General features: G+C 67.0%; 12 protein-coding genes and 1 pseudogene. 12 read left to right on the top strand and 1 reads right to left on the bottom strand.

Annotation, left to right across the window (positions count from 1 at the left end; translation table 11 throughout):
* Nucleotides 1-16 precede the first annotated feature (16 nt).
* The 9 genes and pseudogenes from FB464_RS09225 to FB464_RS09185 all read left to right on the top strand — a co-directional run.
* Nucleotides 17-1,555: pseudogene (locus FB464_RS09225) on the top strand (sugar porter family MFS transporter); the annotation flags it as partial.
* A 236-nt stretch (nucleotides 1,556-1,791) separates the two neighbouring features.
* Nucleotides 1,792-2,808 carry a 30S ribosomal protein S2 gene (gene rpsB / locus FB464_RS09220; RefSeq protein WP_116414129.1) on the top strand — a complete coding sequence of 339 codons (1,017 nt, stop codon included), beginning with the start codon at nucleotides 1,792-1,794 and terminating at the stop codon, nucleotides 2,806-2,808.
* Nucleotides 2,809-2,905: 97 nt separating this feature from the next.
* Nucleotides 2,906-3,733 carry a translation elongation factor Ts gene (tsf, locus tag FB464_RS09215; RefSeq protein WP_116414130.1) on the top strand — a complete coding sequence of 276 codons (828 nt, stop codon included), beginning with the start codon at nucleotides 2,906-2,908 and terminating at the stop codon, nucleotides 3,731-3,733.
* Between the two features lie 94 nt (nucleotides 3,734-3,827).
* Nucleotides 3,828-4,553: a UMP kinase gene (gene pyrH, locus FB464_RS09210; protein ID WP_116414131.1), complete on the top strand. Its 726-nt coding sequence runs from the start codon at nucleotides 3,828-3,830 to the stop codon at nucleotides 4,551-4,553.
* A 49-nt stretch (nucleotides 4,554-4,602) separates the two neighbouring features.
* Nucleotides 4,603-5,157: a ribosome recycling factor gene (frr, locus tag FB464_RS09205; protein ID WP_116414132.1), complete on the top strand. Its 555-nt coding sequence runs from the start codon at nucleotides 4,603-4,605 to the stop codon at nucleotides 5,155-5,157.
* A gap of 13 nt (nucleotides 5,158-5,170) precedes the next feature.
* On the top strand, nucleotides 5,171-6,127 hold the full coding sequence (locus FB464_RS09200; RefSeq protein WP_116414133.1) for a phosphatidate cytidylyltransferase: 957 nt from the start codon (nucleotides 5,171-5,173) through the stop codon (nucleotides 6,125-6,127).
* Nucleotides 6,128-6,178: 51 nt separating this feature from the next.
* The gene (locus tag FB464_RS09195) at nucleotides 6,179-6,775 is read left to right on the top strand and encodes a DivIVA domain-containing protein (protein WP_116414134.1); all 597 of its coding nucleotides are present in this window, start codon (nucleotides 6,179-6,181) and stop codon (nucleotides 6,773-6,775) included.
* The gene (locus FB464_RS09190; RefSeq protein ID WP_116414135.1) at nucleotides 6,775-7,080 is read left to right on the top strand and encodes a hypothetical protein; all 306 of its coding nucleotides are present in this window, start codon (nucleotides 6,775-6,777) and stop codon (nucleotides 7,078-7,080) included. Before FB464_RS09195 ends, FB464_RS09190 begins: the two co-directional genes overlap by 1 nt.
* Nucleotides 7,077-7,799: an alpha/beta hydrolase gene (locus FB464_RS09185; protein ID WP_116414136.1), complete on the top strand. Its 723-nt coding sequence runs from the start codon at nucleotides 7,077-7,079 to the stop codon at nucleotides 7,797-7,799. The genes FB464_RS09190 and FB464_RS09185 overlap by 4 nt, the downstream gene beginning before the upstream one ends.
* Before the next feature lie 64 nt (nucleotides 7,800-7,863).
* Here FB464_RS09185 and FB464_RS09180 read toward each other — a convergent pair whose 3' ends face one another.
* Complete coding sequence (locus tag FB464_RS09180; RefSeq protein ID WP_116414137.1) at nucleotides 7,864-8,919, bottom strand: AI-2E family transporter; 1,056 nt, start codon at nucleotides 8,917-8,919, stop codon at nucleotides 7,864-7,866.
* Between the two features lie 159 nt (nucleotides 8,920-9,078).
* Here FB464_RS09180 and FB464_RS09175 point away from each other — a divergent pair, with 159 nt between their 5' ends.
* The 3 genes from FB464_RS09175 to FB464_RS09165 all read left to right on the top strand — a co-directional run bounded on the left by FB464_RS09175 (nucleotide 9,079) and on the right by FB464_RS09165 (nucleotide 13,151).
* Nucleotides 9,079-10,908: a DUF8094 domain-containing protein gene (locus tag FB464_RS09175; protein ID WP_116414138.1), complete on the top strand. Its 1,830-nt coding sequence runs from the start codon at nucleotides 9,079-9,081 to the stop codon at nucleotides 10,906-10,908.
* The gene (locus FB464_RS09170) at nucleotides 10,905-11,912 is read left to right on the top strand and encodes a tetratricopeptide repeat protein (protein ID WP_116414139.1); all 1,008 of its coding nucleotides are present in this window, start codon (nucleotides 10,905-10,907) and stop codon (nucleotides 11,910-11,912) included. The genes FB464_RS09175 and FB464_RS09170 overlap by 4 nt, the downstream gene beginning before the upstream one ends.
* Nucleotides 11,913-12,020: 108 nt before the next feature.
* On the top strand, nucleotides 12,021-13,151 hold the full coding sequence (locus FB464_RS09165) for an AI-2E family transporter (protein WP_116414140.1): 1,131 nt from the start codon (nucleotides 12,021-12,023) through the stop codon (nucleotides 13,149-13,151).
* Nucleotides 13,152-13,212: the final 61 nt, after the last annotated feature.

Below are 13,212 nucleotides of genomic sequence, written 5' to 3'. Positions count from 1 at the left end.
CCGCTCCCACAGGAACACATCACCAGAGGGGCAGGCCATGGCCGGGAGCACGAACAACACCAGCACCACAAGCGCACAGTCCGAGAAGGACCTGCAGAAACGGCTGAACCGAAAGGTCCTGGCCCTCTCGATCGCCGCCGCGCTCGGCGGCTTCCTGTTCGGCTTCGACTCCTCGGTCATCAACGGAGCCGTCGACGCGATCAAGACGGACTTCGGCCTCGACACCCTGCCGTTCCTCAGCGGTTTCGCCGTGGCATCCGCTCTGCTCGGCTGCGCCATCGGTGCCTACTTCGCCGGCCGCATCGCCGACCGGATCGGCCGCGTGCCGGTCATGCTCATCGGTGCAGCCCTCTTCCTGCTGAGCTCGATCGGCTCGGCTTTCGCCTTCAGCGTCACCGACCTCATTCTCTGGCGTGTGCTCGGCGGCCTCGGAATCGGCATCGCCAGCGTCATCGCGCCGGCCTACATCGCCGAGATCGCGCCGAAGGCGGTGCGTGGCAGCCTCGGCTCGCTGCAGCAGCTCGCCATCACCCTCGGCATCTTCGCCGCCCTGCTCTCCGATGCGATCCTCGCGAACAGCGCGGGCGATGCGAACAGCCCGCTCTGGTTCGGTGTGGATGCCTGGCGGTGGATGTTCGTGGTCTGCGCCGTGCCCGCGATCGTCTACGGCCTGCTGGCCTGGCGCCTGCCCGAATCGCCGCGCTACCTCGCCGGCAAGGGTCGCCACGAGGATGCGAAGGACGTGCTCGCGAGCGTCATGCCGAAGGCGCAGGTGGACGATGCGCTCGCCGAGATCGAGCAGTCGCTGAAGGAGGACAAGGAGAACGCCCGCACCGCGAGCCTCCGCGGCAAGCTGTTCGGCCTGCTGCCGGTGGTCTGGGTGGGCATCCTGCTGTCGATGTTCCAGCAGCTGGTGGGCATCAATGTGATCTTCTACTACTCCACGTCGCTCTGGTCGTCGGTCGGTTTCGACACCGGCAACGCAGGCACCTCCCTCACGATCTCGGTGGTCACGGCTGTGGTCAACGTGCTCGTCACCTTCGTCGCCATCTTCACCGTCGACAAGACCGGCCGCCGGCCGCTGCTGCTCATCGGGTCCATCGGCATGGTCATCTCCCTCGCCGTGATGGCTCTGTCGTTCGCGCAGTCGGTGCAGGTCGACGGCAACCCGTCGCTGCCCGGCGCCTGGGGCCCGATCGCCCTTGTCGCGGCCAACCTCTTCGTCGTCTCGTTCGGCGCCACCTGGGGACCGCTGGTGTGGGTGCTGCTCGGTGAGATCTTCCCGAACCGGATCCGCGGCAAGGCGCTCGGCATCGCCGCGGCGGCCCAGTGGCTCACGAACTTCGCCGTCACCGAGACCTTCCCGGCCCTGTCGGCCTTCTCGCTGCCGTTCACGTACGGGATGTACGCGTTCTTCGCCCTGCTCTCGTTCATCTTCGTGTTCTTCGCGGTGCCGGAGACGAAGGGCCGGTCGCTCGAGAGCATGGATGACCTGAAGGTCGATCGCGGAGGGCGAGCGGCCAAGGCGGCGGCAGCCCTCAAGACCTCGGCGTAGTTCCCTGCCGGGGCTCTCCCAATCGGTGCTATCCTTTTCGTAGCACCGCGCTCGTCGCGGTGACTACGCGTGCCCATTCGGCCGCCACTCCCCATTCGGTCCTGCGACTCGTCACGAGTCCGGGCGGGGTTTCGGCCGGGCACCAGGAGGGGCGATCATCCGGTCGCCGCTAGCAACCGATTCGGCTCTGCCGTGCATCCGTGCGCACAGACGCCGGGAGAACAGGAGAACGGCTCATGGCCGTCGTAACCATCCGCCAGCTGCTCGACAGCGGCGTGCACTTCGGGCACCAGACCCGCCGTTGGAACCCGAAGATGAAGCGATTCATCTTCACCGAGCGTTCCGGCATCTACATCATCGACCTCCAGCAGTCGCTCGGCTTCATCGACAAGGCCTACGACTTCGTCAAGGAGACCGTCGCCCACGGCGGCACCATCCTCTTCGTCGGCACCAAGAAGCAGGCGCAGGAAGCGATCGCCGAGCAGGCGACCCGCGTCGGCCAGCCCTACGTCAACCAGCGCTGGCTCGGTGGCCTCCTGACCAACTTCCAGACGGTCTCGAAGCGCCTCGCCCGCATGAAGGAGCTCGAGGAGCTCGACTTCGAAGACACCGCGAAGAGCGGTTTCACGAAGAAAGAGCTGCTCATCAAGAAGCGCGAGCTCGACAAGCTGCACAAGAGCCTCGGCGGTATCCGCAACCTCGCGAAGACCCCGTCCGCCCTCTGGGTCGTCGACACCAAGAAGGAGCACCTCGCGATCGACGAGGCGCGGAAGCTCGGTATCCCCGTCATCGGCATCCTCGACACGAACTGCGACCCCGACGAAGTGCAGTACCCGATCCCGGGCAACGACGACGCGATCCGTTCGGTGGGCCTGCTGACCCGCATCATCGCCGACGCCGCTGCTGAGGGCCTCATCCAGCGCCACCAGAAGCCCGAGGAGACCGGCAACGTGTCGGCCGTCGAGCCCCTGGCCGAGTGGGAGCGCGAGCTCCTCGAGACCTCGACCGTCGAGCTGGCCGCTGACGAGACCGCTGTTGCGGAGACCCTCGCCACCGAGGGCGCTGACGCTGCCGTCGTCGAGGCCGCCCAGGCCGACGCCGCCGTCATCGACGCCGACGTGGCCGAGCTGGCCGAAGAGCCGAACACCGAGGAGAACGACGCTGACGCGCAGCTCATCGGCAAGAACATCGGTGACCCGGTCGAGCACCCCGTCGCCGAGGCACGCACCGTCGACCCGGCGCAGGAAGTCTAACCTCCCCGCCTCGTCACACATCTCAGCTGTGCCCGGGACTGCACCCATTGGTCGCGGGCCCCGGGCACAGCCATTCAGCTAAGGAGCAACCAGTACCATGGCAAATTTCAACGTTGCCGACGTTAAGATCCTCCGCGACCGTCTCGGCGCCGGAATGGTAGACAGCAAGAACGCTCTCGTCGAGGCCGATGGTGACATCGAGAAGGCCATCGAGATCCTGCGCCTCAAGGGCCAGAAGGGCGTCGCCAAGCGCGAGGGCCGCGCCACCAGCGAAGGCCTCGTGGCAGCGAAGGAGAACGGCGACACAGCCACCCTCATCGAGCTCGCCAGCGAGACCGACTTCGTCGCGAAGAACCAGAAGTTCATCGATCTGAGCGAGAAGGTTCTGGATGCGGTCACCGCGTCCGGAGCATCCACTCTCGATGAGGCCCTCGCGGCCGACGCCGGCTCGCAGACGGTCGCAGCGACCATCTCCGACGAGGCTGCGATCCTCGGCGAGAAGCTCGAACTCCGCCGTATCGCGAAGGTCAGCGGCGAGCACTTCGCCATCTACTTGCACCGCACGAGCAAAGACCTGCCCCCGCAGGTCGGTGTCGTCGTCGGTTACACCGGTGACGATGCAGAGACCGCACGGAGCATCGCGCAGCACATCTCGTTCGCGAACCCCGAGTACCTCAGCCGTGACGACGTTCCCGCCGACGCTGTCGACGCCGAGCGCAAGATCGTGACCGAGATCGCCGAGAATGAGGGCAAGCCCGCTGCGGCCCTGCCCAAGATCATCGAAGGCCGTCTCACCGGGTACTTCAAGCAGGTCGCTCTGCTCGACCAGGACTACGCGAAGGACAACAAGCTCTCCGTCGCCAAGGTGCTGGCAGACGCTGGCCTCACGGTCACCGGCTTCGCCCGCTTCAAGGTCGGCGCGTAAGCTCCACCACCACAAAGCCCCGACGCCCGTAACGGCGTCGGGGCTTTTTGTTTACCGGTAGCCTGAACAGCGAACGAACGAAGGGACAACCACCATGTCTGAAAGCACAGGCCGTCGTCGGGTTCTGCTGAAGCTCTCGGGTGAAGCCTTCGGTGGCGGCTCCCTCGGTGTGAACCCCGATGTGGTCGGCGAGCTGGCCCGCGAGATCGCCGAGGCCGCCAAGCAGGTCGAGATCGCGATCGTCGTCGGTGGCGGCAACTTCTTCCGCGGCGCGGAACTCTCCCAGCGCGGAATGGACCGGGGCCGCGCCGACTACATGGGCATGCTCGGCACCGTGATGAACGCCCTCGCGCTGCAGGACTTCCTCGAGCAGGCCGGCGCCGCCACACGGGTGCAGTCGGCCATCTCGATGACGCAGGTGGCCGAGCCGTACATCCCGCGCCGTGCCGAGCGGCACCTTGAGAAGGGCCGCGTCGTCATCTTCGGTGCCGGCGCCGGGCTGCCGTACTTCTCCACCGACACCGTCGCCGCGCAGCGTGCGCTCGAGATCGGTGCGGATGTCGTGCTGGTCGCCAAGAACGGTGTCGACGGTGTCTACGACGCCGATCCCCGATCGAATCCCGACGCGAAGAAGATCGACCGCCTGACCTACCTCGACGCGCTCCAGCGCGAGCTGAAGGTCGTGGACTCCACCGCGTTCAGCCTCTGCATGGACAACAACATGCCGATGATGGTCTTCGGCATGGAACCGACCGGCAACGTCACGAAGGCGATCCTCGGTGAGCAGATCGGCACCCTGGTCCACACCACGCACCAGTGACACCGGCAACCGAACTAAACTGGGCCACAGGATTTCTGAAGGAGTTACCGTGATTGCCGATGTACTGACCGATACCGCCGAGCGGATGCGCAAGGCGCTCGAATCGACGAAAGACGACTTTGCGACCGTGCGCACCGGGCGGGCGAACCCCGCACTGTTCCAGAAGCTCCTGGTCGACTACTACGGGTCGCCGACACCTCTCGAACAGCTGGCGTCGCTGCAGAACCCCGAGGCTCGCACCATCCTGGTGACGCCCTACGACAAGGGCGCGCTCCGCGACATCGAGCAGGCCCTCCGCGACATGCCGAACCTGGGTGCGAACCCGACGAACGACGGTTCGATCATCCGCGTCACGCTGCCCGACCTCACCGAGGAGCGCCGCAAGGAGTTCGTCAAGGTCGTGAAGGGCAAGGCCGAAGACGGCAAGGTCTCCGTCCGCAACATCCGCCGCAAGGCGAAAGACGATCTGGATGCCCTGAAGAGCGAAGTCGGCGACGACGAGGTCGCACGCGCTGAGAAGGAGCTGGAGGCGAGCACGAAGGCTGTGGTCGACGCCATCGACGACGCTCTGAAGCGCAAAGAAGCCGAGCTGCTGGAAATCTAGGCGCGGGCCCTTCGTGACTGACGAACCAGGTGGGCGAGGCCCGTCGAAGCAGAAGCGCCCGACGGGAATCTCGCGGGCCGAGCTCGAAGAGCGCGTACGGGCACGCCGGGAGCAGTTCGAAGAGGCCAACGACAAGATCACCGCCCGCTCCGGCCGCAACCTGCTGAGCGCCGTTGCCATCGGGGTCGTGCTGGCTGCGTTGATGGTGGTCAGCCTGGTGTTCATCACCGAATTGTTCCTGGTCTTCGTCGGGCTCATTGCCTGCGTCGGCAGCGTGGAACTCGTGGGGGCCCTGAAGAAGTCGGGCCGCTACGTTCCGGTCGTGCCTTCGGTGATCTCGGCCGCTGCGGTGTCCGTGGCGGCTTTCTACGGCGACGCATCCGGCCAGTGGCTGACCCTCCTCGCCGGCATCGGGCTCGTCGTCGTGTGGCGGCTCGTGGTGCTGGTGATTCCCGCCCATCGTGTCGGCGGTGCCCGCCAACTGGCCCGGGATGTCGCGGCAGCCGTGCTGGTGCAGGCCTATGTCGTCTTCCTCGGCAGCATCTCCATCCTGCTCGTGGCACAGCCCGACGGCCGCTGGTGGGTGTTGTCGTTCATGGTCGTCGTGATCTGTGTTGACACAGGCGCCTATGCCGCCGGCCTCAATTTCGGCAAGCACCCGATGGCCCCGCGGATCAGCCCGAAGAAGACCTGGGAGGGTTTCGCAGGCGCCCTGCTCGTCGCCCTGATCGCCGGCGTGCTGCTGTCGGTGCTTCTTCTGCAGGAGCCGTGGTGGTTCGGGCTCCTCTTCGGCCTGGTGCTGACGCTCACCGCGACCTTCGGCGACCTGGCCGAATCACTGCTGAAACGCGACATGGGCATCAAGGACATGAGCACCTGGCTGCCCGGCCACGGCGGGTTCCTCGACCGGCTCGACTCGATGCTGCCGTCAGCCGCCGCGGCGTACGTGCTCTACATCATCTTCTCGTAGACGCCCCACCGCGCGGCGGGTCTTCACACCCGGCAGTGGCAGAATGACGGTGTGAGCCAAACATTCCCCCTCAGCCGTCGCTCGGAACTCGGCTACAGCGTCGACGAAGTCGAGAAGTTCCTGGCGGATGCCCGGCTCGCGTACGAGGCGCAGGCCAGTGCCGGTGCCGGGGCGGGAGCAGGCGCAGGGGCCGCGGTGACATCGTCTGCCGCGATCGATTCGCGGAGCATCCGGAGCACCTCCTTCGACCTGCAGAAGGGCGGCTACTCGACCCTCCACGTCGACGCAGCGCTGGAACGGCTCGAAGAGGCTTTCGCCGCGCGCGAACGGGCGACCGGCAAACGCGACCTCGGTGACGCCGAATGGTATGACCTGAACAGGGATCGTGCACGCGAGATCCTCGCGCGGCTGGAGCGGGAGCCGGGCCACCGGTTCCGCCGGGCCGGAGCTCTGAGCGGGGGATACGACCGCCGCCAGGTCGACGCGTTCTGCGACCGGCTCGTCGCCTACTTCCGGAACGGCGCACCGCTGCCGGTCGAGACGGTGCGCGGCGCTCTCTTCACCCCGAAGCTGGGCGGCTACAACGAGACCCAGGTCGACCTCGTGCTCGATGCCGTCGTCGACGTCATGGTGGCGGTCCGCCCGTAATGCCCCGCAGCAACCGGTCCCGCCGCGCGAAGGGGCAACCCGATGACGCGGCTGCGGAAGGCATCGAACGGATGATGACAGGCTCGCGCACCGTCGAGTGGCGGCGCGGTCACGACTGGAACGTGCAGCCGATCTCCGTCGGCCAGGCGACGAAAGACTACGTCTGCCCCGGATGCTCGCTGCCCATCACCGTCGGAACGGCCCATGTCGTGACCTGGCGCGCCGACGGCGTGCTGGGCGACGCCAGTGACCTCGCCGCGCGCCGGCACTGGCACAACCACTGCTGGAGGATCGGCGTCTCATGACCACCATCGACATCCGCTCGACCGTCGTGCTGCCCGCCGTGCGGGAAGACATCGAGCTGCACACCACCGACGGGCTCACCCTGGTGGGCGAACTGGCGCTGCCTGTCGGACGCCCGCCGGTCGCGACCCTCGTGACGCTTCATCCACTGCCCACCGCCGGCGGCTTCATGGACTCGCACATCCTCCGGAAGGCGGCCTGGCGCCTGCCCGCCCTCGCCGATCTCGCGGTGCTGCGCTTCAACACCCGCGGAACCTCCTCGCCCCGCGGAACGAGTGCCGGCAGCTTCGGTGAGGGAGTGGATGAACGGCTCGACGTCGACGCGGCGATGGCCTTCGTCGCCGAACGCGGGCTGCCGCATCCGTGGCTCGTGGGCTGGTCGTTCGGCACCGAGCTGGCCCTGAAGTACGGGCTGTCGCACGAGATCGACGGGGCGATCCTGCTGTCGCCGCCGCTGCACCGCGCGACGGACGACGAGTTGCGCGCGTGGGCGGCAGCCGATGTTCCGCTGGTCGCGCTCGTACCCGAGCTCGACGACTTCCTGCGGCCGGCCGAAGCCCGGGAGCGGTTCGCGCTCGTACCGGATGTCGACCTGGTGGCCGTGGAGGGCGCGAAGCATCTCTGGGTGGGGGAGACGCAGACCCGTCGCGTGCTGAACGAGATCGTCTCGCGGGTCAATCCGTCGCGGGCACCGCTGCCGGAGACGTACGAGAGCGAGTAGTACTGCGCCCGGCATGCCCCCGCCCGCCACGGGCCACAGGCCGCGGCTCGCTGCACTCCAGCGCTCAGCGCTCGTTCTGCGCGGGGATCACGACCTGCTTGACGATCAGCATGATCGACGCGGCGACGGGGATCGCCACGAGCGCTCCGAGCACCCCCAGCAGGGAGCCGCCGGCGAGGGCCGCGATGACGACGATCGAGCCCGGCACGGAGACCGCCCGCCGCATGATGTTCGGGCTCAGGAGATATGCCTCCACCTGCATGTAGATGAGGTAGTAGATCGCGGCGACGAGTGCGGTCAGTGGTGAGCCGATCGTCGGGATCAGGCAGATACCGACGATGATGACCGAGCCGGAGATCGTGCCGACGAGCGGGATGAGCGAGAGCACGCCCGCGATGAACGCCAGCACGGCGGCGTACGGGGCCTGGATGATCGACAGGAAGATGAAGCTCAGCACGCCGTTGCACGCGGCCAGCGCGACCTGTCCCACGACATAACGCCCGACGGCGTCGGTGATCTGCTCGCCGAGGTCGGCGAAACGCTCCCGCTTGGTGGCCGGCACCAGCAGGTACACCGTGCGCTTCATCATGCCGAGGTTCGCCGTGAAGAAGAGGGTGAGGATGATCACGATCACGATGCCGAAGACACCGTTCGCGATTCCGATGCCGACCTGCAGCGCACCGCCGGCGATGGTGGTGATGTTGCCCGGGTCCCGCAGATAGTTGGTGACGGCATCCACGACTGCCTGCACATCGATGTAGCCGCCGAGCTGCCGCGTGAGATTCGCGGCGAAGTCCGAGGACGTCAGCTGAGTGAAGAGCACCGGCAGCTGGTCGAACAGCTGGGTCAGCTGCTGGATGATGATCGGCAGTACGGCGAAGACCAGGCCCGTGATCACGCCGGCGACCGCGATGACGACGATGAGGATGGCGAGCGCCCGGGGCACCTTCTTGCGCTGCAGCCAGGACACGAGCGGGTCGAGCCCGAGCGCCAGGAAGATGGCGATTCCGACATAGGTCAGCACGGTGGCGAGGCTGCCCACCATGAAGAGGATGAGGAGCCCGAGACCCACGCCGAGGGTGCCGACCAGACCGAACACGAAGGCGTTCTGAATCTTCACAGTTTCTCCTCGTAAAGCCCGGGATCCCGGGGTGCAGGGACATTCTAGGGGCTCACCCACGAGCCCGGACGCGGGCCGGATTACCCGCACGCTCCGAAGTCTGGGAGCATACCCAAGGAGGATCAGCTATCTTTTAATGTCCTTGTCTGGAGTTCTCACGTGCGATTCATACTTGCCATCTTCGCCTTCGTCGTTGCGACGGCGCTCATCGGCATCGGTATCGCCGAACGCACCGTGCTCCTGCCGCCGTCGTCGCTGACCGTCTCGACCACCACGAGCGACGGTTCGCCCTACCTCTACATCGACAGTGCGGTACTGCAGGCCGAGAGCGGCAACCAGACCGTGACGCTCGGCGGCACGGCCAGCGTCTTCGCGGCCTACGGGCGCACCGACGATGTGAAGGCGTGGCTGAACGGGTCGTCGTACGACAGCGTGGGCTTCGGTGCGACCGACGACAGCTCCCGCACCCTGACCGCGACGACCGTCGCTGCCTCGCCCGACGGGGAGGCGAACGTCGCCAGCGGCTCGGGCAACCCTCAAGGCTCGGACCTCTGGCTCGAGGAGTTCACCAGCGACGGTGCGATGAACCGCACGTTCAACCTCCCGGCCGGGTACTCGCTGATCGTCGCGACCGACGGCACGTCGCCCGCACCGAACTCGGTGCAGATCTCCTGGCCCCTCGACAACAGCACGCCGCTCGCCGTGCCCTTCCTCCTGGCCGGCGCCTTCTTCCTCATCGCCGGGCTCGTGCTGCTGCTGCTCGGCCTCCACCACATGAGAAAGTCGCAGGGTCCGAGACGCAAGCCGCCGGCGCTGCCGAAGGGCAAGCGCTTCTCGTCGTCCCGCACGAACGCGATCGAATCCGGGGTGGGGCGTCGCGGGCGCCGGTCGATCACGAGGTCGGTGGCCATCGCTGTGCCGCTGACCCTGCTGGCCAGCCTGGCGATCGGTTCGCAGGCGTACGCCGAGACCAGTCCGGTTCCCACCCCCGAACCCACCGTCACCACACAAGACACGACGACGCCGGTACCCACAGACACATCGACAGCGCTGCCGACCCCGGTGCCGACGGACGAGACGACCGGTCCGCCGCCTGCGGTGACCGAGGCGCAGCTGAACAGCATCCTCGCGAAGATCTCGGCCTCCACCACGGCAGCGGATGCCGCGTCCGACGCGGCGGCCCTCGCCACCCGGTTCACGGGGCCGGCGCTCGACCTCCGCACCGAGACCTACGCGATCCGCAAGACCTTCCCGGCCTATGCCGTGCCGCAGCCCATTCCGGTCGGGCCCTCGTCGGTCATCCTGCCGCAGGCCACCGACTCCTGGCCGCGTACGGTGTTCACGATCGTCGAGAACCCCGACGACAAGACGATCGCCCCACTGTCACTGATGCTCATCCAGGACACCCCGCGGAGCGTCTACAAGGTCTACTACTCGATCGCCCTCGAGCCGAACACGACGCTCCCGCCGGTCGCACCCGTCACCCTCGGCACCTCGAAGCTCGCCAACGACACCAAGCTCCTGTCGGAGACGCCCGCCGACGTGGCCGCGGGCTATGCCGACATCCTCGCCGTCGGAGATGCCAGCCCGTACTTCACCCAGTTCGACACCACGAACGACACGCTGCTGACCAGCGTGGGGGCGGCCTTCAAGGCCGACAAGAAGGCCAACCTCAAGAACACGGCCACGCTCGACTATGCCAAGGTCGCCGGCCCCGGCGACAGCATCGCACTGGCGACGAACCAGTCCGGGGCGATCGTCGCCCTGAACATCCGGGAGTCGGAGACGGCCAAGGTCGTCGAGGCCGGTGCGACCGTCACCGTGTCGGGCGCGGTTGCGGCGGCCTCCGGGCTGACGACGTCGACCAAGGGCACCGAAGCGATCTACGATTACCAGTTGCTGTTCTACATTCCGCCATCGGGTGATGCATCGAAGGTCAAACTTCTCGGCTTCGCCCAGGGCCTGTTGTCTGCCAAGGAGTTGCCGTGAGCCAGGTTCCCCCCTCAGCCGCATCCCTGCGAGGTGCTGTCGACCTCTCGTCGCTCGTGAACCGCGCAGCCACTCCCGCTGGGGCACCTGCTGCAGCGGGCGCGGGCGTATCAGCCGCTGGGGGGCCTCCGGGGCCCGGCGTGAGCGTTCCGAGCCTCCTGCTCGACGCCACGGATGCGACGATCTCGCAGGTACTCGACCTCTCGAACGCCGTTCCGGTCATCGTCGAACTCTGGGCGAGCTACGCGGACGCCTCGCGCGTTCTCGCACCGGTCATGCAGAAGGTGGTGCTCGAATACGGTGGTCGTTTCGTGCTCGTGCGGGTCGACACCGAGACCAACCCCCAGCTGACGGCCGCGTTCCAGGCCCAGACGGTCCCGACTGTCGCCGCGATCATCGCGGGCCGGCCCGTCGCTCTCTTCGAGGGCGCGCAGCCCGAAGCCGCCGTGCGTGAGGTGTTCGAGCAGGTGCTGCAGCTCGCTCTGCAGAACGGCGTGACCGGGTCGGCGATCCCGGCCGACGGGCGGATCGGCGCGGCCGACGCCGCCGCGGGCGAAGACGGCGCCGACGCCGAACCGGTGGAGGAGCCCCTGCCGCCGCACCATGCTGAGGCGTTCGACGCCATCTCGCGCGGCGACTACAAGGGTGCCATCGCGGAGTACGAGAAAGCCATCGCGCAGAGCCCCCGCGACCAGCTGGCGATCGCCGGCCTGGCGCAGGTGAAGCTGCTCGACCGGCTCGACGGAAAGTCGCTCGACGAGATCCGGAGCGCGGCAGCCGCGTCGCCCGACAGCGTCGAAGCGCAACTGCTGGTGGCCGACCTCGATCTCTCGGGCGGACACGTCGACGACGCGTTCGACCGCATCCTGACTCTCTTCCCGAAGTCCGACCAGGCCGACAAAGACCTGCTCCGCACGCGGCTGCTCGAACTGTTCGAGGTCGCCGGCCTCGACGATCCCCGGGTCACGGCTGCGCGCCGCCGGCTCACCATGCTCCTGTACTGATCTCGACGGCGCCGTCACGCGCGGCAGGCCCGGCGCCGTCGGTGCACACACCAGTCGACGCTGTGTCAATGACCCACCCCGGGCATCCAGCTGCAATACAGTCGAGCTATGTGGTTACGACGCTCCCGCCCCGCCCCCGTTCCGTCCCAGGCGAAGATCGCGCCTGAGGTCACCGTCGCGTCTGAGGGTGCGCAGTCCTTCGCGCAGATCAATGCGTTCAAGATCGGACTGCTCGGCGCGCTCGGGGTTCTCGTCGCGCTGGTGATCGGCGGAATCGTCTCCCAGCTCGGAACAGTGCTGATCTATGTGGGCGTGGCTCTGTTCATCTCGCTCGGTATCGATCCGCTGGTGTCACGCCTGGCGAAGCGGATGCCACGGGGTCTCGCCATCGGCCTTGTCTTCGCCCTCGTGGTCGCTGTCATCGCGGGACTGCTGCTGACGATCATCCCGATCATCGTCGGTCAGACGACAAACCTCATCAACGATCTGCCGGGCTACTTCACCAGCCTGCAGAACGCGGACTGGGTGAAGAGCCTCGAGCAGCAACTGTCAGGGGTCGTCAGCGTCGACGACGTCATTTCGAACGTGCAGTCGTTCTTCAGCCCCGACAAGCTCCTCGGCATCGGCGGCGGCCTGCTGGCGGTGGGCGCAGGTGTCGCGAGTGGTGTCACGGGTACGGTCATCGTGCTCATCCTGACGCTGTACTTCCTCGCGTCCCTCCGGTCGATGAAGCGGATCGTGTACCGGTTCGTGCCGGCGACGAAGCGCGCCGGGTTCGCCGAGATCACCGAGCAGATCACCCAGGCCGTCGGCCGTTACGTGGTCGGCCAGATCTCGCTGGCACTGGTGAACGGTGTGCTGAGCTTCATCTTCCTGACGATCATCCAGGCACCGCTGCCCGTACTGCTGGCATTCATCGCGTTCCTGCTGTCGCTCGTGCCGCTGGTCGGGACCGTGACCGGATCGGCCATCATCGTGCTGATCAGCCTCTTCGCGTCCCCTCTGACCGCTCTCGTGGCGGCGATCTACTACCTCGTCTACATGCAGGTGGAGGCATACATCCTGAGCCCGCGCATCATGAACAAGGCGGTCTCGGTTCCGGGAGCCATCGTCGTGATCGGCGCTGTCGCGGGCGGAACGATCGGCGGCGTGCTCGGCGCTCTCGTGGCCATCCCCATCGCGGCCTCGGTCATCATCATCATCGAGAAGGTCGTCTTCCCCCAGCAGGACGCCAAATAAGTGAGCCCGGTGGGCGCCCTGAACGGGCGCCCACCCCCAGGGCGGCACGCCAATCGAGTGG

The sequence above is a fragment of the Subtercola boreus genome (assembly GCF_006716115.1).
In the GTDB taxonomy this organism is placed as follows: Bacteria; Actinomycetota; Actinomycetes; order Actinomycetales; family Microbacteriaceae; genus Subtercola; species Subtercola boreus.
Note: the sequence above shows the minus strand (reverse complement) of the source record. Positions and strands in the feature narration are given on the sequence as shown.